The sequence below is a fragment of the Pseudomonas sp. genome, assembly GCF_050739655.1.
Lineage (GTDB): Bacteria > Pseudomonadota > Gammaproteobacteria > Pseudomonadales > Pseudomonadaceae > Aquipseudomonas.
In genome coordinates, this window is sequence record NZ_JBOIBY010000587.1 from 1 (window position 1) to 22,620 (window position 22,620).

20 protein-coding genes, 1 pseudogene and 1 riboswitch are annotated in these 22,620 nt (G+C 59.2%); of the genes and pseudogenes, 14 read left to right on the top strand and 7 right to left on the bottom strand.

The window, feature by feature from the left end; genetic code table 11:
* Positions 1–48: 48 nt before the first annotated feature.
* Positions 49–633: a YajG family lipoprotein gene (locus ACRESJ_RS28100; RefSeq protein WP_431760802.1), complete on the top strand. Its 585-nt coding sequence runs from the start codon at positions 49–51 to the stop codon at positions 631–633.
* 336 nt (positions 634–969) lie between these two features.
* Positions 970–1,248 (top strand): hypothetical protein, encoded by a 279-nt coding sequence (locus tag ACRESJ_RS28105; RefSeq protein WP_431760785.1) that lies wholly within the window; start codon positions 970–972, stop codon positions 1,246–1,248.
* 92 nt (positions 1,249–1,340) lie between these two features.
* On the opposite strand, the gene ACRESJ_RS28110 is transcribed toward ACRESJ_RS28105, so the two are convergent.
* Positions 1,341–2,504 carry a 1-acyl-sn-glycerol-3-phosphate acyltransferase gene (locus ACRESJ_RS28110; RefSeq protein WP_431760786.1) on the bottom strand — a complete coding sequence of 388 codons (1,164 nt, stop codon included), beginning with the start codon at positions 2,502–2,504 and terminating at the stop codon, positions 1,341–1,343.
* 142 nt (positions 2,505–2,646) lie between these two features.
* Between ACRESJ_RS28110 and ACRESJ_RS28115 the strand changes: the two genes are divergently transcribed.
* The 3 genes from ACRESJ_RS28115 to ACRESJ_RS28125 are packed head-to-tail and all read left to right on the top strand — an operon-like array spanning position 2,647 to position 3,758.
* On the top strand, positions 2,647–2,829 hold the full coding sequence (locus ACRESJ_RS28115; protein WP_431760787.1) for a CPXCG motif-containing cysteine-rich protein: 183 nt from the start codon (positions 2,647–2,649) through the stop codon (positions 2,827–2,829).
* Positions 2,830–2,838: 9 nt separating this feature from the next.
* Positions 2,839–3,099, top strand: a complete 261-nt coding sequence (locus ACRESJ_RS28120; RefSeq protein ID WP_431760788.1) for a putative signal transducing protein — start codon at positions 2,839–2,841, stop codon at positions 3,097–3,099.
* Between the two features lie 35 nt (positions 3,100–3,134).
* On the top strand, positions 3,135–3,758 hold the full coding sequence (locus tag ACRESJ_RS28125; protein ID WP_431760789.1) for an SOS response-associated peptidase: 624 nt from the start codon (positions 3,135–3,137) through the stop codon (positions 3,756–3,758).
* A gap of 111 nt (positions 3,759–3,869) precedes the next feature.
* Here the strand turns inward: ACRESJ_RS28125 and ACRESJ_RS28130 are convergent, their stop codons facing one another.
* Both ACRESJ_RS28130 and ACRESJ_RS28135 read right to left on the bottom strand, forming a co-directional pair.
* Positions 3,870–4,712 carry a methyl-accepting chemotaxis protein gene (locus ACRESJ_RS28130; protein ID WP_431760803.1) on the bottom strand — a complete coding sequence of 281 codons (843 nt, stop codon included), beginning with the start codon at positions 4,710–4,712 and terminating at the stop codon, positions 3,870–3,872.
* Between the two features lie 12 nt (positions 4,713–4,724).
* A pseudogene (locus tag ACRESJ_RS28135) lies at positions 4,725–6,011 on the bottom strand (HAMP domain-containing protein); the annotation flags it as partial.
* A gap of 272 nt (positions 6,012–6,283) precedes the next feature.
* Between ACRESJ_RS28135 and ACRESJ_RS28140 the strand changes: the two are divergent.
* Positions 6,284–7,102: a M48 family metallopeptidase gene (locus ACRESJ_RS28140; RefSeq protein WP_431760790.1), complete on the top strand. Its 819-nt coding sequence runs from the start codon at positions 6,284–6,286 to the stop codon at positions 7,100–7,102.
* A gap of 151 nt (positions 7,103–7,253) precedes the next feature.
* On the opposite strand, the gene ACRESJ_RS28145 is transcribed toward ACRESJ_RS28140, so the two are convergent.
* The 3 genes from ACRESJ_RS28145 to ACRESJ_RS28155 all read right to left on the bottom strand — a co-directional run bounded on the left by ACRESJ_RS28145 (position 7,254) and on the right by ACRESJ_RS28155 (position 10,088).
* A complete protein-coding gene (locus ACRESJ_RS28145; protein ID WP_431760791.1) occupies positions 7,254–7,838 on the bottom strand; it encodes a TMEM165/GDT1 family protein in 585 nt (194 codons plus the stop codon).
* Between the two features lie 88 nt (positions 7,839–7,926).
* A riboswitch (yybP-ykoY riboswitch) is annotated at positions 7,927–8,051 on the bottom strand.
* Between the two features lie 39 nt (positions 8,052–8,090).
* A complete protein-coding gene (locus ACRESJ_RS28150) occupies positions 8,091–9,089 on the bottom strand; it encodes a methyltransferase (RefSeq protein WP_431760792.1) in 999 nt (332 codons plus the stop codon).
* Between the two features lie 33 nt (positions 9,090–9,122).
* Positions 9,123–10,088: a 2-hydroxyacid dehydrogenase gene (locus tag ACRESJ_RS28155; RefSeq protein WP_431760793.1), complete on the bottom strand. Its 966-nt coding sequence runs from the start codon at positions 10,086–10,088 to the stop codon at positions 9,123–9,125.
* Positions 10,089–10,179: 91 nt separating this feature from the next.
* Between ACRESJ_RS28155 and ACRESJ_RS28160 the strand changes: the two genes are divergently transcribed.
* The 7 genes from ACRESJ_RS28160 to ACRESJ_RS28190 all read left to right on the top strand — a co-directional run bounded on the left by ACRESJ_RS28160 (position 10,180) and on the right by ACRESJ_RS28190 (position 20,960).
* Positions 10,180–10,809 carry a LysE family translocator gene (locus ACRESJ_RS28160; protein ID WP_431760794.1) on the top strand — a complete coding sequence of 210 codons (630 nt, stop codon included), beginning with the start codon at positions 10,180–10,182 and terminating at the stop codon, positions 10,807–10,809.
* A gap of 241 nt (positions 10,810–11,050) precedes the next feature.
* Positions 11,051–12,733: a fatty acid--CoA ligase gene (locus tag ACRESJ_RS28165; protein WP_431760795.1), complete on the top strand. Its 1,683-nt coding sequence runs from the start codon at positions 11,051–11,053 to the stop codon at positions 12,731–12,733.
* Between the two features lie 337 nt (positions 12,734–13,070).
* Positions 13,071–14,957: a DUF1302 domain-containing protein gene (locus tag ACRESJ_RS28170; RefSeq protein WP_431760796.1), complete on the top strand. Its 1,887-nt coding sequence runs from the start codon at positions 13,071–13,073 to the stop codon at positions 14,955–14,957.
* Between the two features lie 28 nt (positions 14,958–14,985).
* The gene (locus tag ACRESJ_RS28175; RefSeq protein WP_431760804.1) at positions 14,986–16,350 is read left to right on the top strand and encodes a DUF1329 domain-containing protein; all 1,365 of its coding nucleotides are present in this window, start codon (positions 14,986–14,988) and stop codon (positions 16,348–16,350) included.
* A 339-nt stretch (positions 16,351–16,689) separates the two neighbouring features.
* Complete coding sequence (locus ACRESJ_RS28180) at positions 16,690–19,425, top strand: LuxR C-terminal-related transcriptional regulator (RefSeq protein ID WP_431760797.1); 2,736 nt, start codon at positions 16,690–16,692, stop codon at positions 19,423–19,425.
* An 86-nt stretch (positions 19,426–19,511) separates the two neighbouring features.
* Positions 19,512–20,153, top strand: a complete 642-nt coding sequence (locus ACRESJ_RS28185) for an MBL fold metallo-hydrolase (protein ID WP_431760798.1) — start codon at positions 19,512–19,514, stop codon at positions 20,151–20,153.
* A gap of 102 nt (positions 20,154–20,255) precedes the next feature.
* Positions 20,256–20,960: an OmpA family protein gene (locus ACRESJ_RS28190; protein ID WP_431760799.1), complete on the top strand. Its 705-nt coding sequence runs from the start codon at positions 20,256–20,258 to the stop codon at positions 20,958–20,960.
* Positions 20,961–21,380: 420 nt separating this feature from the next.
* Here the strand turns inward: ACRESJ_RS28190 and ACRESJ_RS28195 are convergent, their stop codons facing one another.
* Entirely contained in the window at positions 21,381–21,815 is a 435-nt protein-coding gene (locus ACRESJ_RS28195) for a YhcB family protein (RefSeq protein WP_431760800.1), read from the bottom strand.
* A gap of 144 nt (positions 21,816–21,959) precedes the next feature.
* Here ACRESJ_RS28195 and ACRESJ_RS28200 point away from each other — a divergent pair, with 144 nt between their 5' ends.
* Complete coding sequence (locus ACRESJ_RS28200; RefSeq protein ID WP_431760801.1) at positions 21,960–22,589, top strand: alpha/beta hydrolase; 630 nt, start codon at positions 21,960–21,962, stop codon at positions 22,587–22,589.
* Positions 22,590–22,620: the final 31 nt, after the last annotated feature.

Genomic DNA, 22,620 nt, shown 5'->3' on the forward strand with positions numbered 1-22,620 from the left:
CACCGCTATACTGCCGGCCTGTTTGTGCCTGATTCTGGAGAGAAGAGCATGTTGCAACGCCTGTTGTTCGGTTTGATCACTGTGACCAGCTTGACGCTGGTCGGCTGCGCCCACAGCCCGCAACAACTGAACCCGGAGCCCAAGTTGACGGCTCAACTGGCGCCGGTCGGTCACGGCCAGCCTGTGGTGGTACGTGTGGTGGACGGACGTCCATCGCCTACCCTGGGCACTCGCGGTGGCCTGTACCCGGAAACCAGCGCGATTACCGTACAGGGCGCGCAGATCCTGCCCAAGCTTCAGGCTCAGGCTGAAGCGGCTGTACGCTTGCTGGGTTTCACCCCAAGCACCAACGCGATGAACGCGCCGCAAATCACCGTGACCCTGGCAGAGCTGAAGTATCAGTCGCCTAAAGAAGGCATGTATGTGACCGAGGCGACCATTGGCGCAACCTTCCGCTCCGATGTACAGAACGCCAACCGTCGCTACAGCGGTCGTTACGGTGCGTCCCTGGACCAGCGTTTCGGCATGGCGCCGAACCAGGAAACCAACACCAAGCTGGTCAGCGACGTGTTGAGCGATGCGCTGACCCGTCTGTTCAAGGACCCGACCGTGGGTCAGGTGCTCGGCGAGTAACAGTTCGCTGGATTGTAAAAAAGCCCGGTACCAGCGATGGTCCCGGGCTTTTTTATGGGAGAAGGAATTGTCAGCTTTACACCGACCCCTTTTGGGAGCGGCGGTGCGACGATTCGACTTGCTCGCGAATGCGGTGCAACATTCAGCATCTCCATTGACTGACACACCGCATTCGCGAGCAAGCCCGCTCCCACAGGGGATCTGCGATTGGCAGTGAAAAATGGCAACCACTGGTTAATTGTCGGAAAGAGAGGGCAGGCGCGCAGGCATTCGGTAGAATCCCGGCCGCGGTCGTCGGTCCGGCGTCTGCACACCTGTTTTTGTTTGAGGTTTGTGATGTCGCTGCATTTGATGACGCTGTTTACTGCCCATCCCGCCAAATTGATCAACCTGCTGGCCTTGCTTTTTGCCTTCCCGGGCGGCTGGTTGCTGCACGCCACCCGTCGTCGTGAACAGCGTGCGATGGCCAGTCTGCAGGCGCAGCGCCAGAGCAGCCCCAGCAAAGAGCCCACGCTGGATTGGGCCACCTTGCGCATGAACCGGTTTTTCTACTGCTTCGGCTTTGCCTGCATGGGGCTGGCGTTGCTGGTGTCGTATATCAGCACTCAGGTTTAAAGCAAAAGATCGCAGCCTGCGGCAACTCCTACACAAACCTCATGTAGGAGCTGCCGCAGGCTGCGATCTTTTGATCTTGATCCAAAGAAAGCTTAAAGCGGCAATCCAGCCTTGATCCGATACTGATTACGCACCGGTGTCGCATATTGCAGCACCAGATACGGACGATGCTCCTCGGGACAGGCATCCAGGCGTTGCTGCCATTGTTCCTGGGCCTTGGCCAATTCGTCAGCCGGGAACATCTCTGTGGCTTTCGGTACGGTCAACTGTGGATCAGCATCTTTCCACTGGGCATAAGCCAGGTAGTGCACCGGGAACAAGCGGTAACCGCCAAGGATCTGCTTGTCCATCTCGACCGCCAATTGCTTGGTGTCTTCATACAACTCAGTGATCGGCGCGGCAAAGTTCACATGCACCCGGCCCTTGTAGCCAGTAATGCCCTTGGCAATGCTCACGTCATCTTCACCGGGCACCTTGGTGTAGGTGCCGGTGGTGGCGCGGATGTAAAGTTCGCGGGCCTTGGCCTGATCGCAGGGGTCGTATTCGTAGCTGATCGACACCGGCGTCAGGTTCAGCGAGCGGATGACTTCGCCGAAGGGTTCATCCTTGCGGCTCATGTGGAACATCTTGAGGATCGCCGACTCGGTACGGTCATCGCCGTCCTTGGCCCGGCCTTCGGCCTGGGCGATCCAGATCGAGGCGCAATCGTTGCGAATCGAATGGTTGATGTAGGCCGACAACAGTTGATACGCCGCCATTTTCTCGCGACGACCAGTGATCGAACGGTGCACGATGAAGCTCTTGTTCAGGCGCATCAGGTCGCTGACAAAAGGCTTTTGCAACAGGTTATCGCCAATGGCAATGCGCGGGGTCGGCAGGCCTGCGTGGTACACGGCGTAATTGACGAAAGCCGGGTCCATTACGATATCGCGGTGGTTGGCGATGAACAGGTAGGCACTGCCGGACTTGAATTGCTCGACGCCGGTGTAGGTCACGCCGTCCGTTGCACGCTCGATGGTGTGGTCGACGTACACTTCGACTTTGTCTTGCAAGGTGGCAACCGAATTGACGCTGGCGAACTCACGACGCAACCGATGAGCTATAAGAGGTTTGAGCGCCCAGCCCAAAGCACCGGCAAAACGCGGGAAGCGGAAGTGGGTGAGGATATCTAGAAACGCCTTGTCGCCGAGCAGCCGGTCCAGCACCGCTGGGACTTCACTGTCGTCGTAAGGTCGGATGGCATCGAATTCGCCCATCATGCTCTCTTGTTAGAAACGGCTAGGGTAAGTAAAGGTTCTGATCGAAAACCGGCGGGGTAAGGTCTGAAAAAGTAGCCAGGCAAAAATAGCCCTGCAAATAGACCGGCGATTATACGCACAAGTCACTCGGGAGACCGCGATGCTGGAAAGCGCAGTTTATGAATGTCCGTATTGCGGCGAGGAAGTCGAGACGACTCTGGATCTGTCCGCAGGGGATCAGACCTATATTGAAGACTGCCAGGTGTGCTGCCGGCCGATCACCTTTGTGTTGCAGGTTCACGGCGAGGAATGGCTTCTCGACGTTTTCAGTGAGAACGAGTGAGGGGTGTGTATGCAGCGCATCTACGAACCGGAAAACCTGATGGAAGGCGAGCTGCTGCAAGGCATGCTCGCCAGCGAAGGCGTCGAGGCGCATCTGGTCGGGCGTGACCTGGTGGGTGCCAGCGGTGAGTTACCGATCTTCGGCCTGCTGGGGCTGGCGGTGGACAACGACCAGGCTGAATACGCCCGGCAGCTGATCACCGCGTACAATGCTGCGCTGCCGCTGTCCGGCGATGAACCGGAGAGCTTTCCCGGCACGCTGGTCTGTTAGGCTGGCGTACGTTTGATCAAGAGTCGTGCTGCCCCATGTGTGGACGTTATGCCCTGTTTCGCTGGAACCGCGACTTCGCGGCCCTGCCAGGTTTTCCCGCCGATCAACAGGCGCAGTGGAACATTTCCCCCAATGATTCGGTGTTGATGCTGCGAGCCGGCGCACACGGCCAGCGTGAGTTGGCGCGAGCCCGCTGGGGGCTGACACCTCCGTGGCTGACCGATCTGTCCCGCACCCCGGCCCATGCCCGTGCCGAAACCGTCGCCGAGCAACCGATGTTTCGCGAAGCCTTGCGTTTGCGCCGCTGCCTGCTGCCGGCCAACGGGTTCTATGAATGGCGTGGCACCACGCGTAAGCGGCCATTCTGGCTGACGCCGGGAGAGGGTTCATCGCTGTTTTTTGCGGCGATCTGGGAAGCCTATCCCGTGCAGGAACAGGTGTGGTTGAGTACGGCGGTGATCACACAGCCAGCGGCGAGCCAGCGCAGGCCGTTGATTCTCGATGAGGCGGGGCAAGTCGCGTGGCTCGATCCCGAGACGCCGTTGCACACCTTGCAAGCTTTGCTGGCCAGTGAGCCTGCGGCGTTGCGCGAGCGGGTGCTGGCCAGCATGGTCAATGATCCGAAGCTCAACGGGCCGGAGTGCCTGACGCCGGGTTGAGCCTTTTGGTAACCCAACCGGCCCCATCGCTGGCAAGCCAGCTCCCACAGGGTTTGCGTGAACACCGTGGCCCCTTGTGGGGGCTGGCTTGCCAGCGATGGGGCCTTTGGATCAGACCCTGAACTGATTGATCAACCGCCGCTGCTGCTCGGCCAACTTGGTCAAATCGGCACTGGCCGCACTCGACTCATCCGCACCGCCCGCCACTTCATTGGCCACTTGCCCGATGTTGATCACGTTGCGGTTGATGTCGTCTGCCACGGCACTCTGTTCCTCGGCGGCGCTGGCGATTTGGGTGTTCATGTCGTTGATCACCGACACCGCTCGGGTGATGGTTTCCAGCGCCTCTGCGGCCTTCGCCGCATGTTGCACGCTTTCGTCCGTGCGATTCTGGCTGTCTTCCATGACCCGCACCACATCCCGCGTGCCTTGCTGCAACTGTTGAATCATGGTCTGGATTTCTTCAGTAGCCTTCTGGGTCTTCTGCGCCAGGTTGCGCACCTCATCGGCTACCACCGCAAACCCGCGACCCTGCTCGCCAGCCCGGGCCGCTTCGATCGCCGCGTTCAGGGCCAGCAGGTTGGTCTGTTCGGCAATCCCGCGAATGGCCGTGAGGATCGCGTTGATGTTCTCGCTGTCCTTGGCCAGGGTCTGGACCACGCCGACTGCCCGACCGATTTCCACGGCGAGGGCGCCGATAGAGGTCGAGGTGTCACGCACGATTTGCATGCCCTGGCTGGCGGCCTGGTCAGCATGGCTGGCGGCTTGCGCGGCCTGGGTTGCGTTGCGTGCCACATCCTGTGCAGTCGCGGTCATTTCGTGCACGGCGGTGGCGACCTGATCGATCTCGGCCATTTGTTTGTGCACGCCGGTGTTGGTACGAATGGCGATGTCGGCAGTGTGTTCCGAGGAATCACTGACGCTCTGCACTGACGTCACCACCTGAGTGATCATTGCCTGCAACTTGGCCAGGAACGTGTTGAAACCCTTGGCGATCGAGCCCAATTCATCGGCGCGATCGCTGGTCAGGCGACGAGTCAGGTCGCCTTCGCCCTGGGCGATATCGTCGAGCATGGCAACCATTTGCTTCAGCGGGCGGGCAATGCCGTGCCCGACCAGCCAGATCACCAGCAAGCCAATGCCGGCAATCAGCAGCCCAACCATCGCCATGCCAAAGGTGTCGGATTTGCGTTGAGTGTCGAGGTCGGCCTGCAGCTTTTGCAGATCGGCCATCACCGCGTTCAGTGGCAGTTGCAGCATCAGGGTCCAGCGCGCATCGGTCTGGCCAATGCCGAACGGCAGGTACAGCTCGATCCGGCCCTGGACTTTATCGACGGTATAAGTCACTTCGCCGCGCTTGAGATTGGCCATATTGGCAATCTGCTGGCTGTCGAGGATGTCGCTGACCTTCTCGCCGAACTTGCTTGGGTCCTTGGTGTAGGCAACGATCCGGCCATTACCGCCGATCAGAGCCATTTCACCGGCACCGCTGTAGAGTTTCTGGTTGGCGCCCAGGAGCATTTCCTGGATGAAGTTCACCGACAGGTCGGCACCGACGATGCCCTGGAAGGCGCCATTGAGCATGATCGGTTCAATAAAGGAGGCGAGCATGACGATTTTGTCGCCGACCTTGTAGGGCGCAGGATCGATCACGCAGGATTTTTTGGTTTCTTTGGAGCACAAATAGTACTCACTGGCACGAACACCGGTGGACAGGGTTTTCTGGTCGTCGACGTCCACCAGTTTGTCCAGCCCGAGGGAGCCGTCTTCATTGCGGAACCACCAGGGCAGGAACCGCCCGTTAGCGCTATCGATGCCCACCACTTGGGTGCCGACGTAGGCGGCATCGTTATGATCCAGTGCGTCCTTTTCCCAGCCGATGTAGGTGCCGAGGATCTTCGGGTTTTTTGCGACGTTTTCCTTGATCAGACCGATCAACTGCGCGCGGCTGAGGCTCAGCGCAGGTTGGCCATCGGTGCCCGGGGTGCCAATCAGTGCATTGACCCGCACCAGCCCGCCGGCAATCAGCAGTGGCGCTTCAAGTTCACGCTGGATCTGGCTGACCTGGGTTTGTGCCAGTGATGTCAGGCGCTGTTCGATGACCTGTTCGAATTGCACCTGGGTCCGCTCCTGGACCATGTCCTGCGTCCGGGCACCGGAAAACAGCGCGTAGATCACCAGCGCTGCCACCACACTGAGAACGATGGCGCCCGCCAGGGCCGCCACGGAAAACTGGATCGATTTGAATTTCATGGGTGCTCCGCACGCAAAAGGACGTCTGCGGCGGTGTATCGGCACGATGTAGAAGCGGCATGAGCGGTTGTCGGTGAAATGACTGTTTTGGTGAGGCAGATGTCGTAAATGAATCACGTCGGAGACTTATCCGACGCGGCTTGCCCGGCTTTGTGAATTTTTTCCTGCGGCCAAGAGAGCTTTGTCCGAAATTCGCGTCAAATATTCTGTTGTATCTGGTGTCGATACATTTCCGCGCCTAGGATACCGTCAAGTTTTCAGGGAGCTTTTTGATGAACAAGATATTGGTTTTGTGCGGGCTGAGCGCGAGCTTGCTGATCGCAGGTTGTCAGGCGGTCAACACCACCAGTGCGGGTGCCGTGGGTGTCGAGCGCAAGCAGTACATGTTCAGCATGCTGTCTGAGCAAGAGGTCAACCAGATGTACGCCCAGTCCTATCAAAAGACGGTGGGCGAGGCGACCAATCAGGGCGTGCTGGACAAGACCAGCAGCGATGCCAAGCGCATTCAGGTGATTGCCGACCGGCTGATTGCCCAGGCGCCGAAGTTTCGTCCGGATTCGGCCCAGTGGAAGTGGGAAGTCAACCTGATCAAGAGCGACGAGCTCAATGCCAACTGCGGGCCTGGCGGCAAGATCATTTTCTACACCGGGTTGATCGACAAGCTGCAACTGACCGACGATGAAATTGCCGCGGTCATGGGCCATGAAATCGCCCACGCCTTGCGCGAGCATGGTCGTGAAGCGATGTCCAAGGCTTACGGTATCGAAATGGCCAAGCAGGGCGCGGGTGCCTTGTTGGGGTTGGGTCAGGACAGCATGGCACTGGCGGACGCGGTCACCGAGTACGGCATGACCTTGCCTAATAGCCGTGACAATGAAAACGAGGCGGACCTGATTGGCCTGGAACTGGCGGCACGCGCCGGTTACAACCCGAACGCCGCGATTACCCTGTGGAACAAGATGACCAAGGCCTCGGAAGGTTCGCCACCGGAGTTCATGAGCACTCACCCGAATTCGTCCAGCCGTATTGCATCGTTGCAGGCGGCGATTCCGAAGGTGATGCCGTTGTACGAGCAGGCCAAGAAATCCTGATCGTCCTGCGGTGATGCCGCTGGCCTCATCGCGAGCAGGCTCGCTCCCACATTTGATTTTCAGCGAACACATATTTCGTGATCAACAGAAAACCCCTGTGGGAGCGAGCCTGCTCGCGATGAACGATAACGCGGTCTAACGACTTACCCCGTCAAACCCACCCGCTGCTCTGCATCGCCTTGTACACCGCAACAATCGCCAGAATGAAGAACGCCGAAGCCGCCAGGCGACGAATCAGCGTCAAAGGCAATTTGTCTGCAGCGAAGTTACCCGCCAGGACCACCGGCACGTTGGCAATCAACATCCCGAGGGTGGTGCCGATGATCACCAGCCACAACTCCGGATATTGCGCGGCAAGCATCACGGTCGCGATTTGCGTCTTGTCACCGATTTCCGCCAGGAAGAACGCGATCAGCGTGGTCAGGAACGGCCCGAACTTGCGAGCGGTGCTGGCTTCGTCGTCATCCATTTTATCCGGCACCAGGGTCCACAGTGCGGTGGCGGCAAAACTGATGGCGAGGATCCAGTGCAGTAACGTATCCGAGAAGAAACTGCCGACCCAGGCGCCTACCGCACCGGCCGCCGCGTGGTTGGCCAGGGTCGCGGCAACGATGCCGGCGATGATCGGCCACGGTTTGCGGAAGCGGGCTGCGAGAATGAGCGCGAGCAGTTGCGTCTTGTCGCCGATTTCGGCCAAGGCAACGATTGCGGTGGGTACGAGAAGTGAATCCAGCATCAGGGTTTTCCTAAGGGGCGGGTCGACACGGCTATGACACGTACAGCCTTCCCGCCCCGGGTAAGGTGTGCGTGTCATAGGTCTTGTCAAACCCTGCGATCCGTCTGATGCGGTCGCTTGGGTCGCATGCGCCATGGTCTGAGGACCAAGTATGTTGACGCATGCCGGACGAGCATGGCGCTCGTGGGAGACTACTCCCCTAGGACGGAGCGGATTCTGCCTAGGCAAAACCCATCGTGCAAGTACAAATTTCTAGCCGCGTTTGGCCCGGTAGATTCTGAAACCCTGTCCTTCGGCCTTGATTGCGCACACGCCAAGATGCTCTTCGATCAGCGGCTGGTACTTAAGGAAGCTGTTGGCTACCAAGCGAAGTTCACCACCGTTTTTCAGATGTTTAGCCGCTTTTCGCAGCAAGTTCTCTGTGGCGTAGTAATCGGTGTGCACCCCGACATGGAACGGCGGGTTGCTCAGGATCGCACTCAAACCCATGGGCGCTGCGTCGATTCCGTCACCGGTAATCACCTCGGCTTCCAGACCATTGGCAGCCAGGGTCAAGCGACTGCTGGCTGCGGCAAACGCATCCACATCAAGCATCGTCACCTGATTGTGCGGGTAACGACGTTTCACCACCGCGCCCAACACGCCGGCGCCGCATCCGAAGTCCAGCAAGTGGCCGCTTGGCAGTTTGTCCAGATGTTCCAGCAGCAGCGCACTGCCGCGATCCAGTCGGCCATGGCTGAACACGCCGGGCAGGCTGATGACTTTGAGTGGGCCTTCAGCCAGTGGCAGTTCGTATTCCTGGGCCAGGCTTTCCAGTGGTTTGGCTTGTGGTGCATCGGCCACCGTGACTTGCCAGAGTTGGCAGTGCCGCGCGCTATCGAGCTTGCGGGGCTTGCCGAACGGGTTGAGTTGTTTGGCCGCGCCTTCAATACCGCTTTTTTTCTCGCCGACCAGAAACAGCTCGCGTCCGGCCAGGCGTGAGGCGAGCGCGTTGAGAATGTAATCAGTCAGGTCCTTGGACTTGGGCAGGAACACCACGGCGCTATCGAATTCGCGCTGCGGTGCGTTCACGCCAAAATGACTGCGCTCGGCGAAGCGCGCATCCAGCGCAGCTTGATCACCCGCATGCCAGGACCAGCCATGGGCGGCAGGCAGGCGACCGAGCAAATCATCAGCGGGTAAGCCGGCCAGCAGCACCGAGCCCTGGAATAATTCAGCCTGACGAAGCAGTACTTCACTGCGCGGATCCATAACTGCTCCTGAGAAAAAAAGTGCGGCAGTTTATCAACTGACGACCCGCAGTGCCTTACCGCTGAAGTACCCCATGGCATTTTCGGTCACTTGGCCAACGATGCGCTGACGCGCCTCACGACTGCCCCAAGCATTGTGCGGGGTAACGATCAGTCGCGGGATGTCGTGGGCCAGCAGTGGATTGCCGTTGATGGGCGGCTCGACGCTCAGCACGTCGGTCGCCGCGCCGCCCAGGTGGCCGTTACGCAAGGCATCGGCCAGCGCTTGCTCGTCGATCAGGCCGCCACGGGCGGTATTGACCACGAACGCACCGGGTTTCATCGAGGCCAGTTCACGGGCACCAATGAAATGACGGGTGTGCTCGTTGAGCGGACAGTGCAGCGTCAGTGCGTCGATTTGCGGCAGCAGTTCATTCAGCGGCAGACGGTCCGGCCGAGTAGGGCGTCCCGGAATCTGGCCCAGCAGCACGCGCATGCCAAAGGCTTCGGCCAGTCGCGCCACAGCACCGCCCAATTCACCGTGACCCAGCAAACCGAGGGTTTTGCCTTCCAGTTCCACGATCGGATAGTCCAGCAGGCAGAACTGTTTGGCCTGTTGCCAGCGACCTTCACCCACGGCTTTTTGATAATCGGCCAGTCGCGTCGCCAGGTTCAGCAGCAGCATGATCGTATGTTGCGCTACCGACGGCGTGCCGTAGCCCTGGCAGTTGCACACGGTAATGCCGTGGGCGCGAGCGGCGGCGAGGTCGACGTTGTTGGTGCCGGTGGCGGTGATCAGGATCAGCTTCAGCTCGGGGCTTGCTGCAATGGCGCCGGCATCGATCACGATTTTGTTGCTGATGGCGACAGTGGCGCCCTTGAGGTGATCGATCACCTGATCGGGCAAAGTCTGGGCAAATAACTGCAGTTCGCCGAAGCACTCGCGTAGTGGGCTGAGATCAAGGTCGCCCAGATCCAGGGATGGGTGATCGAGGAAAACGGCGCGGCGAGTGTTCGTCATCAACTGTACCTTTTGTGCAATGGACTGAAGGCGTAATCTGCCGAGCCTACCAGATGAAATAAATAGTTACGCTTGGCCTGAAGGAGCCCCAATGTACTGGACCGAATTCTTGACCGTTGCCTTGATCCACCTGTTGGCCGTGGCCAGTCCCGGCCCGGACTTTGCCGTGGTGGTGCGTGAAAGCGTAACCCACGGTCGTCGCGCTGGCACCTGGACGGCGTTGGGCGTCGGATCGGCGATTTTCCTGCATGTTGGCTATTCGCTGCTGGGCATCGGCCTGATCGTGTCCCAATCGATTGTGCTGTTCAACGCTTTGAAATGGGCCGCCGCCGCTTATCTGCTGTACATCGGCTTCAAGGCGCTACGGGCCCAACCGGCCAAGGCCGTGATTGACGACTTGCACAAGGAAGCCGGCGAGCGAACCGCGCGCGGCGCCTTTACCTCGGGTTTTGTCACCAACGGTCTCAATCCGAAAGCCACACTGTTCTTCCTCTCGCTGTTCACCGTAGTAATCAATCCGCACACGCCATTGGCCGTACAGGCGGGCTACGGGGTTTACCTGGCGGTGGCGACAGCGATCTGGTTCTGCCTGGTGGCGATGCTGTTCAGCCAGCAGCGCGTGCGTGCCGGTTTCGCTCGCATGGGCCACTGGTTCGACCGGACCATGGGCGCAGTGCTGATCGCCATCGGCGTGAAGCTGGCATTCACCGAGATGCATTGATCCGCTACATATCCCTGTAGGAGCTGCCGAAGGCTGCGATCTGTTGATTTTGTTTTTTAAGATCAAAAGATCGCAGCCTGCGGCAGCTCCTACGTTTAAGGTCTTCAAGTTCCGCGATACTGGCTAAACGCTAGCATTTGTGCGGCTCTGCAAATCATTCCTTTGGCTGATTTGGCTGGCGAACAAGGGCACTACAGTGCGTACTTCCAGCCACGACCGTGCAGTCAGAAAAGGGATTCTTATGTTGCAGACTCGCGTTATCCCCCCAGCCGAAGGCGCTTACCAGTATCCGCTGCTGATCAAACGGCTGCTCATGTCCGGCGCGCGTTATGAGAAAACCCGTGAGATCGTCTACCGCGATCAGTTGCGCTACAGCTATCCAACCCTGATCGAACGGGTCGCGCGCTTGGCCAACGTGTTGACAGCCGCCGGGGTCAAGCCCGGCGACACCGTGGCGGTGATGGATTGGGACAGCCATCGTTATCTGGAGTGCATGTTCGCCATCCCGATGATCGGCGCGGTGATCCACACCATCAACGTGCGCCTGTCGCCGGAACAGATCCTCTACACCATGAACCACGCAGTGGACCGCTTTGTGCTGGTCAACAGTGATTTCGTGGGGCTTTACAACGCCATTGCCGGGCACCTGACCACGGTCGAGAAAACCCTGCTGCTGACTGACCTTCCAGAAAAGACCGCTGACCTGCCGAACCTCGTTGGCGAATACGAGCAGTTGCTGGCCGCCTCGAGCCCGCAGTACGACTTTCAGGACTTCGACGAAAATTCGGTAGCGACCACCTTCTACACCACCGGCACCACTGGCAATCCAAAGGGTGTGTACTTCACCCATCGGCAACTGGTGCTGCACACCATGGGCGTGTCGACCATCATGGGCGCCATCGACAGCGTGCGCCTGTTGGGCACTAACGACGTGTACATGCCGATCACGCCGATGTTCCACGTCCATGCCTGGGGGCTGCCGTATGTGGCGACCATGCTCGGGCTCAAGCAGGTTTATCCCGGCCGCTACGACCCGGAGTTCCTGGTGGAGTTGTGGCGCAAGGAAAAGGTCTCTTTCTCTCACTGCGTGCCGACCATCCTGCAAATGGTCCTCAACGCCAAGGCTGCGCAAAACGTCGACTTTGGTGGCTGGAAAATCGTCATCGGCGGCAGCGCTTTGAATCGCACGCTGTATGAAGCAGCCAAGGCCAGGGGCATCCAGTTGACCGCCGCGTATGGCATGTCGGAAACCGGGCCGCTGGTCTCCTGTGCGCACTTGAACGACGAATTGATGGCGGGCTCCGAGGACGAGCGCACCACGTACCGGATCAAGGCGGGTGTACCCGGGCCGTTGGTGGAAGCGGCGATTGTCGATACCGAGGGCAATTTCCTGCCGGCCGATGGCGAAACACAGGGAGAACTGGTGTTGCGCGCACCATGGCTCACCGAAGGGTATTTCAACGAACCACAGAAGGGCGCCGAACTCTGGGCCGGCGGCTGGTTGCACACCGGTGACGTGGCGACGCTCGACAGCATGGGCGTGATCGATATTCGCGACCGAATCAAGGATGTGATCAAGACGGGGGGCGAGTGGATCTCCTCCCTGGACCTCGAAGACCTGATCAGTCGCCATGTGGCGGTACGCGAAGTAGCAGTGGTGGGGATTGCCGATCCGCAGTGGGGCGAGCGCCCGTTTGCCTTGCTGGTGGTCCATGAAGGCCATGCGATTGGGGCCAGGGAACTCAAGGAGCACCTCAAGCCATTCGTGGAACTGGGGCACTTGAGCAAGTGGGCTATCCCGAGCCAGATCGCTCTTGTTACTGAAATTCCCAAGACCAGTGTCGGCAAACTCGACAAGAAGAAAATTCGCGTCGACATCACCGAATGGCAAGCCACCAACAGCACCTTCCTTTCGACGCTTTAAGCGACTTCTGGCGTGCCCCAAAAGGCACGCCAGCCCCACCAAGCAAGCGCTTGGCTTGTTTAATCCGGATTTTAGTCCATTCTTGCCGTGCCGACGGGTGTCGGCTTGGCAAAGGACTGTTCCAGAGTGGCTGGCAGGCTCAAATCACACTTTAGAGGGATCAAGCACTACTACCTGCTGGCTATAGTCCGCTCAAGGATTTTTAAGAACGGAGCAAACGCACAAACCGGGGCGATGCAACTTTGGAATGACTTTGGGATGCCTTGGCTCCCTGTTATCCAAGCGTTTTTAGAAGTGCTCAATGCCATAAAAATAAAATGCACATGGAGAAGCGTCGATGACATCAGTAAACCAGTTCTGGCGCCGGGCTAAGCTGCCCCTGGCCGTCAGCCTTGCCTCTACGCTCGCCGGGCCCGCATTCGGCGTCAGTTTCAACGTTGGTGAAATCGAAGGTCAGTTCGACTCTTCCCTGTCGATCGGTGCGAGCTGGTCTACTGAGAGCGCCAACAAGAACCTCATCGGCGTCAACAACGGCGGCAGTGGCCTGTCCCAGACCTCCGATGACGGTCACCTGAACTTCAAGAGCGGCGAGACCTTTTCGAAGATCTTCAAGGGCATCCATGACCTTGAGTTGAAATACGGCGACACTGGCATGTTCGTCCGTGGCAAATACTGGTACGACTTCGAACTTAAAGACGAAAGCCGTCCTTTCAAGGACATCAGCGACGACAATCGCAAGGAAGGCGCCAAGTCTGCCGGCGGCCAGATCCTCGATGCCTTCGTTTATCACAACTATTCCATTGCCGATCAGCCAGGCTCCGTGCGTCTGGGCAAGCAAGTGGTGAGCTGGGGTGAAAGTACTTTCATCGGCAGTGGTATCAACTCGATCAACCCGATCGACGTGTCCGCGTTCCGTCGTCCAGGTGCCGAGATCAAGGAAGGCCTGATCCCGGTCAACATGTTCTATGTGTCCCAGAGCCTCACTGACAGTTTGTCGGCTGAAGCCTTCTACCAGATCGAATGGGACCAGACTGTCGTCGACAACTGCGGCACGTTCTTCTCGCAGCCCGACATCATTGCTGACGGTTGCGACAATAACCTGCGCGTACTGAACAAGCGCTCGACCATTCCAGCCGCGGCATTACCTACGCTGACCCGACTGGGCGTCGATGTCGACAACGAAGGTGTGCTGGTGCGTCGCGGCCCGGATCGCGATGCGCGTGACAGTGGCCAGTGGGGCGCGTCCCTCAAGTACATGTTCGATCCGCTGGACACCGAGTTCGGTGCCTACTTCATGAACTACCACAGCCGTGCGCCGATCTTCAGCGCCACCGGTGCTCCTGCATCGGTTTATGCCGGGGCTGCGGCGTTGCCGGCCGCCTTCAGGGCGCTGGCGCCACTGATCGTTGCGGGTAACTCGAGCTACTTCGTCGAATATCCGGAAGACATCCGCCTATATGGCTTGAGCTTCTCCACCACTCTGCCTACAGGCACGGCATGGAGCGGTGAGGTCAGCTATCGTCCGAATGCACCGGTGCAGCTCAACTCCACCGATATTCTGTTCGCCGGTGTTCGTCCTCTGGGCGGCGCGCTGACCAACGCTTCGCTGCTCGCCGGCGTACCAGGCCAGGATCTGCACGGCTATCGCCGTAAAGAAGTTACCCAGTTCCAGACTACCCTGACGCACTTCTTCGATCAGGTCATGGGCGCCAGCCGTCTGACCCTGGTGGGTGAAGTGGGCGTCACCCATGTCGGCGGCCTGGAAAGCACTTCCGACGTTCGTTACGGCCGTGACCCGGTCTACGGTCCAGGCGAGTTGCCAGCTACCGGCGGCCAGAATACCTGCCAGGCGCTTAACGCCAGCACCATCGCTGGTGCGGGCCCTGGTACACCGACCAACAACCTCAACCGCAATTGCGACGACGAAGGCTTCACTACCGCCACCTCCTGGGGTTATCGCGGTCGTGCCATCTGGGAATACAACGACGTGTTCGCCGGTGTGAACCTCAAGCCGAACGTGGCTTGGTCCCATGACGTGGACGGCTACTCGCCTGGCCCTGGCGGTAACTTCGAGGAAGGCCGTAAAGCGGTCAGCCTGGGTGTCGATGCCGAGTACCAGAACACCTACACCGCAAGCCTGGCGTACACCAACTTCTTCGACGGCAAGTACACCACCGTGGATGACCGCGACTTCGTTGCGCTCAGCTTCGGCGTGAACTTCTAAGCACTGTATTTTCAGGACGAACACAATGATGAAAATAACAAAGAGTCTGTTCCACGTCGGTGTCTTGGGGCTTTCGCTGCTGGCGACCAGCGTCATGGCGGCGGTCCCTGCGGCCGAAGCGGACAAACTGGGCAAGAGCCTGACCCCGATGGGTGCCGAAATGGCGGGTAACGCCGACGGTTCCATCCCGGCCTGGAAGCCTATGCCGAAGAACGCCGGTACTGTCGACAGCAAAGGCTTCCTGTCCAATCCGTACGCCAGCGAAAAACCGCTGTTCACCATCACGGCGCAGAACGTCGACCAGTACAAGGAAAAGCTCGCTCCGGGTCAGTACGCGATGTTCAAGCGCTACCCGGAAACCTTCAAGATGCCGGTTTACCCGTCCCATCGTGGCGCTACCGTGCCGGATGACGTGTTCGCCGCCATCAAGCGCAACGCCACCAAAACCAATCTGGTGTCCGGCGGCAATGGCCTGGAAAACTTCGAAACCGCCGTACCGTTCCCGATACCAAAAAGCGGCGTTGAAGTGATCTGGAACCACATCACCCGCTATCGCGGTGGTAGCGTGACCCGTCTGGTAACCCAGGCCACGCCACAGCCGAACGGCTCGTTCAGCCTGGTGTACTTCCAGGACCAGTTCGTGTTCCGCGACAAGATGAAGGACTACGATCCGGCCAATCCGGGCAACATCCTGTTCTACTTCAAGCAGAAAGTGACCGCACCGGCGCGTCTGGCCGGTGGTGTGCTGCTGGTGCACGAAACCCTCGACCAGGTGAAGGAACCACGTTCGGCGTGGGTCTACAACGCCGGCCAGCGTCGTGTACGTCGTGCACCACAAGTGTCCTATGACGGTCCGGGCACCGCAGCCGATGGCCTGCGTACCTCCGACAACCTGGACATGTTCAACGGTGCACCGGATCGTTATGACTGGAAGCTCGAAGGCAAGAAAGAGATGTACATCGCCTCCGACGCCTACAAGCTCGACGATCCGAGCCTGAAGTACGCCGACATCATCAAGGCCGGTCACATCAACCAGGACCTGGCGCGTTACGAGTTGCGTCGTGTCTGGCATGTGGTTGCAACCCTGAAGGAAGGCCAGCGCCACATCTACGCCAAGCGTGACTTCTACATCGACGAAGACACCTGGCAAGCTGCGGTGATTGATCACTACGATGGTCGCAACCAACTGTGGCGCGTTGCAGAGGCCCATGCCGAGAACTACTACGACAAGCAAGTGCCGTGGTACGCCCTCGAAGCCCTGTATGACCTGCAATCGGGTCGTTACCTTGCGCTGGGCATGAAGAACGAAGAGAAGTCGGCCTATGACTTCGGCTTCACGGCCACCACCAGCGACTTCACCCCGGCTGCATTGCGTCAGGATGGTGTTCGCTAAGCAGCACTGAACAAAGGCTGCATCCCCTGGAAACGCCCCGACTGGTTCGGGGCGTTTTTTTTGCTGACCACCTGCCACCGCCACCTCCTGTAGGAGCCGAGCTTGCTCGCGATGATCCTTAGAACGGCACGGGGTATCAGGCAGCCAGCGTCATCGTTGACGACCATCGCGAGCAAGCTCGGCTCCTACAGGAGGCGGCAGGTCGGCTGCATGCGATGTTGGTAATGTCCTGTAGTCTTTTTGTAGCCATTTGTAGCAATTATCTTCATTCCCGCACCGTTTACCGCTAGTCTGCGGACATCTGCAACGCCGCCACCCGCAATTCAACAAGAGCCGGCCATGACTGATCTGTCTCCACCACCAGGTCCTGCAAGCGTTGCTGTCGCTGCGCTGGACGGGCGCTTTTACAGGCCGCCATTGCCCGACGGCCATGTGCTGCGGCCACGTCTGTGCGAGCGCCTGAGTGCGGGGCTCGGCGGCCGGTTGCTGCTGGTCAGCGCGCCTGCGGGGTTCGGCAAGAGTTCATTGGCGGTGGAGTTCTGTCAGGCATTGCCGGCTCATTGGCAAAGCCTTTGGTTGGGATTGAGTCCGCGAGACAGTGATCCCGGTCGATTCCTCGAGCGACTGCTCGAAGGTCTTCAAGACTATTTTCCGCAACTGGGCAGGCAATCACTTGGCTTGCTGAAAATGCGTCAGCGCCATCAACCGTTCGCCTTCGAGGAATGGTTGGACGGCCTGCTCGACGAACTGGCGGTACACCTCTCCACCGCGACGCCCCTGCTGTTGGTGCTCGATGACTATCATCTGGCCCAAGGTCCGGTTCTCGATCGCTGCCTGCAATTTTTCCTCAATCATCTTCCCGATGGCTTGCTGGTGATGGTCACCAGTCGCCAGCGTCCCGACTGGCATCTGGCGCGCCTGCGCCTGTCGCGGCAACTGCTCGAGTTGAATGAACAGGATTTGCGCCTGACCCACGATGAAGCCTTGAGCTTGCTTGATCGGCACAGCAGCTCACTGCGCGGCGAGGCGCTGGAAAGCCTGATCCAGCGCAGCGAAGGCTGGGTGGCTGGCTTGAGATTCTGGCTGCTGGCGGCGTCCGAAGCCGGTACCGACGGCGCTTTGCCCCAGGCGCTGCATGGCGGGGAAGGCCTGATCCGCGATTATCTGCTGGAGGAAGTCATCGATTGCCTGCCCGCTGAGGTTCAGGCCTTCCTCTACGACACGGCCCCTCAGGAACGTTTCTGCAGCGAACTATGCGACGCCGTTCGCGACGCCCATGACAGTGCCGAGATCCTGCGTTTTCTGGCGGCTCACCAGGTGTTCCTGGTGCCGCTGGACGAGCATGGCCACTGGTATCGGTATCACCATCTGTTTTCCGATCTTTTGCGTGCCCGGCCCACCGCCCAGACAGTGGTCCCGGCCGCGACCCTGCACTTGCGCGCCTGCCGCTGGTTCAATGCCCAGGGATTGCTGGATGAAGCGGTGGAACAGGCGTTGCGTGCCGGGCACCTCGACGTCGCGGCGAACCTGGTGCAAAACCTCTCTGAAGAACAGCTGCTGGCTGAGCAGAATGTTGGCATGTTGCTGCGCTGGAAGATGGACCTTCCGGACAGTCTGCTGATCAGCACACCTCGATTGATCGTGTTGTACAGCTGGGCGTTGGGTTTGGCTTGTCAGCTGGACGCTGCCGAGGAGCTGGCCAGTCATTTGAGCCGCTTCCTGCCGGCACCGTCGGCCACCGCGCAAAAATCCATGCTGGCGCAATGGCTGGCCTTGAGCGGGATCATCGCTCGCGGGCGTGGCAACCGTGAGCTCACGCTGCTCTATTGCACCGAAGCGCTGGAGAGTCTTCCGTGCAAGCGTTACGGCCAGCGACTGGTGTGCCTGTCGACGTTGTCCAACCTGGCGATTGCCGATGGCGATTTGTGGCGCGCCCGCGGGTTGAACCGTGACTCGCTGGAATTGGCGCAACGGGTCGGCAACCCATTATTCGAAGCGTTGGCCCATTACGACCGTGCCAGAGTGCTGCAAGCGCGGGGGGAAATCCTGCGTGCGCTTGCTGAAGTCCGTCAGGGCCTTCAGCGCTTGCAGGGGTTATCACCGCAACGACTCTATGCCATTCGTGCCCGACTGACCTTGTACGAAGGCTTTTTGCTGGCGCTGCGCCTGCAACCACAGGCGGCGAGAGGGCGTTTGCAGGTCGGTTTGAGCGAGGCTCGCGCCTGTCGCGACATCAGCGTATTGATCGGCCATTGCGTCATCGCCCGGCTAGAGGGCAGTGGCGGGGAATATGCCAAGGCCTTTGCCGAGCTCGCCGAAGCCGAACGGCTGATGCACATCTGGGACGTGCCGCCGATTTACTATCTGGCGATGATCACCCAGGTCAAATGCGAACTCTGGTTGGCACAAGGGCGGACCGATTTGGCCGAAGCCTGGTTGTCACGCCTGGGACAGACCTATAACGGCGAGCACCCCGCCGCGCCACCTGAATTCCACCCGCAGCTGCCGCTTCACATCGAACTGCAACAAGCCTTGTTGGAGGTTATTCAGGGGCAGCCGATGCTCGCTGAAGGGCGCTTGAATGTGCTGCTCGAGCACGGTCAGCAAACCGGCCGGCAGATGCTCAGTGCGATGGCGCTGACGCAAAAAGTATCGTTATTGCTGGGTAGCGGACGCGAACCCGAGGCACGCAAGGCGCTTGCTCAAGCACTGGACGCCGCTGGTGGCGGCGTGTTGCAACCGTTTGACCGCGTGCTGGCGGAGCATCCGGATTGGTTACGTGCACAGCTGCAACTCTGTGCAGCCACTATGGTGGTTCAGGATCTTGCTGAGAAACTGCCAGCGGTGGCGGCTCGACCGGCACAGGAATCGGCTCCCGCGGAGCAACTCAGTACCCGGGAGCTGGCCGTTCTGCGACTCATCGCCCAAGGCTGTTCGAATCAGGAAATCAGCGACCAATTGTTTATTTCCCTGCACACGGTCAAAACCCACGCCAGCCATATCAACAGCAAGCTTGGGGTCGAACGACGTACCCAGGCAGTCGCACGAGCCAAAGAGCTAGGTGTACTCGGTTAAGGAATTCTTCACATTACACATCCGCCACTGGCGGGATACTCAAATGTGCGAAAATCGCCCGTCCCCGTTTATCGAGCATGGCCCCAATGTCCCAGCAACCCACCCTCATCCGCGAAACCTTCCCCGTCGGCCCGTTGCAGTGCAACTGCACAATCATCGGCGATCCGGTGACGAAAAAGGCCATTGTCGTCGATCCGGGTGGCAATCATGAGCTGATCCTAGCCAGGCTCGATGCCTTGGGATTGAAGGTAGTCAGCATCATTCATACCCATGCGCACCTCGATCACTTCCTGGCCTCCGGTCAGTTGAAGGAGAAAACCGGCGCGACCCTGCACCTGCACAAGGAAGATCAATTCCTCTGGGACAATCTGGAAATGCAATGCCAGATGTTCGGGGTTCCCTACACGCCGGTGCCATCGCCGGATCGCTGGTTGGCCGACGATGAAGAGCTGGCCTGTGGTTGCGGTGTGGCGCTACACACGCCGGGCCATACGCCGGGGTCCATGAGTTTCTGGTTTTCCGATGCCAAGCTGCTGATTGCCGGTGACACGCTGTTCAAGCGCGGGGTAGGGCGCACGGATTTGTGGGGTGGCGATCAGGCGACTATCGTACGTTCGATCAAGCAGCGCCTGTATACCCTTGACGAGGAGGCGACGGTGGTGGCCGGGCATGGTCCGGATACCCGCCTTGGCGATGAAATGCGTGAAAATCCATTTGTTCGGGCCTGATTTGTAACCAGTGGAATTTTTGTCTGCGTAAGTGATCCAACGCCCGCAAAGGTCGATGCTTACGTCCGTTGCATCACAGAATGTAAAAAGTAGGAGCTCTTCATGTTCACCACGCGTCGTTTGATTATTGTTGCTACCGCCGTGGCTCTGTTGTCCGGTTGCGCATCGCCCAGCCCTTACGACAACCAGGGCCAGGCCGACAGCGGCTCCACCGGCATGAGCAAAACCGCGAAGTACGGTGGTCTCGGTGCACTGGCCGGTGCTGTGGCGGGTGCTGCCATCAACCACGATAACCGTGGCAAAGGGGCGTTGATTGGCGCTGCCGTGGTGGGTGCTTCCGCTGCCGGCTACGGCTACTACGCCGACCAGCAAGAGAAAAAACTGCGGGCCAGCATGGCCAACACGGGGGTTGAAGTGCAGCGCCAGGGCGATCAGATCAAGCTGATCATGCCGGGTAACATCACCTTCGCCACCGACTCTTCCAACATCGCTTCGAGCTTCTACCAGCCGCTGAACAACCTGGCCGGTTCGCTTAAAGAGTTCAACCAGAACCAGATCGAGATCGTCGGCTACACCGACAGCACCGGCGCTCGTCAGCACAACATGGACCTGTCCCAGCGTCGTGCGCAGAGCGTGGCCACTTACCTGACCTCGCAAGGCGTCAGCGGCGCCAACCTGAGCGCACGTGGCGCCGGCCCGGATAATCCGGTTGCCAGCAACGCAGACGTCAATGGCCGCTCGCAGAACCGCCGTGTCGAGGTAAACCTCAAGGCGATTCCTGGCCAGCAGTATGGTGCTCAGCAGTAAGCCCCATCACGCCTGACCCAATGAAAAATGCCCGATTCGATGATCGGGCATTTTTTTTGTGTGGCCTGTGCCGGCCTCATCGCGGGCAAGCCTCGCTCCCACAGGATTGGTGTTGACTATGGGCAACACATTCCCCTGTAGGAGCGTAATGCTGTTCAGTTAAGGCATTTGTAGGAGCGAGCTTGCTCGCGAAAAACTTCAGGACGCCGCGTTCATTCAGAATGTCTGCGTTATCGTTAACGTTTTTCGCGAGCAAGCTCGCTCCTACAGTGGTCTTCGTTCGCTTAAGTGAACAGCATTACCTGTAGGAGCGAGGCTTGCCCGCGATGAGGCCCGAACAGCCACCACCGATCTATCAGGCACAAAAAAGCCCCCGGACACACAACCTGTCCGGGGGCTTTTTGTTAGCACAAAGGCTAATTACTTCTTCAAACCATAATGCTCATCAAGCATGCCCGGGGAGTTCGGGGCTTTTGGCGCGTAGTCGCGCGGTGGTTCCTGATTGCGCGGTGGCGTCAGGCGTTCCCGTGGAGCCTGCGTCGCGTCGGCGTGCAGGGAGGCCAGCAAGCGTTGGCGGGTCTGTTCGTCCAGGGCCAGACGATTGGCGCCCTCGGCGAGATGATCCTGCACTTCCTGATAGCTCTGAGTCAGTTTCTTGACCAGCGTCGCAGTGCTATTGAAGTGGGTCACCACTTCGTTCTGATAACTGTCGAAACGTTCCTGAATGTCGTCCAGCTGACGTTGCGTGCTGCTAGGCGCGGCATTCGGCGCAAGGCGAGCGATCAGGAAACCAATGGCGACACCCACAACCAGGGCAAGAGTCGGCAACAACCAAACTAAGAGCGAGTGTTCCACGAGTCCTTCCTCTATAAACGGCTTTGCTTTACGTTAACGGCTCGAACCTGCGCTGTATACCGCGATTCGCTCGCAATAGACAGTCGCAGACAATTTGCTAGACGAGTCGACCCGATTCGAGGTCACGGAGTTCTTTCCTTGCTGATGCGTGAAACCCCTGTAGTGATTGATGGCCCGGTCGGCCAACTGGAAGCCCTTTACCTGGATAACGAGGCGCCACGCGGCCTGGCACTGATCTGCCATCCGAACCCGGTGCAGGGCGGCACCATGCTCAATAAAGTCGTGTCGACCCTGCAGCGCACCGCCCGTGATGCCGGCCTGATCACCCTTCGCTTCAATTACCGTGGTGTCGGCGCCAGCCAAGGCTCCCATGACATGGGCACCGGCGAAGTCGACGACGCCCAAGCCGTAGCGGCATGGTTTCGGGAAAAGCACCCGGATCTGCCACTGACCCTGTTCGGTTTCTCCTTCGGCGGTTTTGTTGCAGCAAGTCTCGGCGGACGCCTGGAAGCGCAAGGTGAACAGCTCAAACACCTGTTCATGGTTGCTCCGGCGGTCATGCGCTTGGGCGCTCAGGATCAACTGCCACAACAGGGCGAATTGACGCTGATCCAGCCGGAAACCGACGAAGTGATCGATCCGCAACTGGTTTACGAATGGTCCGACAAGCTTGAACGTCCCCATGAGCTGCTGAAAGTGGCAGAATGCGGACACTTTTTTCATGGCAAGCTGACCGATCTCAAGGATCTGATCCTGCCGCGTCTCTCGAATTGATTGCAGTCTGACAAGCGATTACCCATGACGA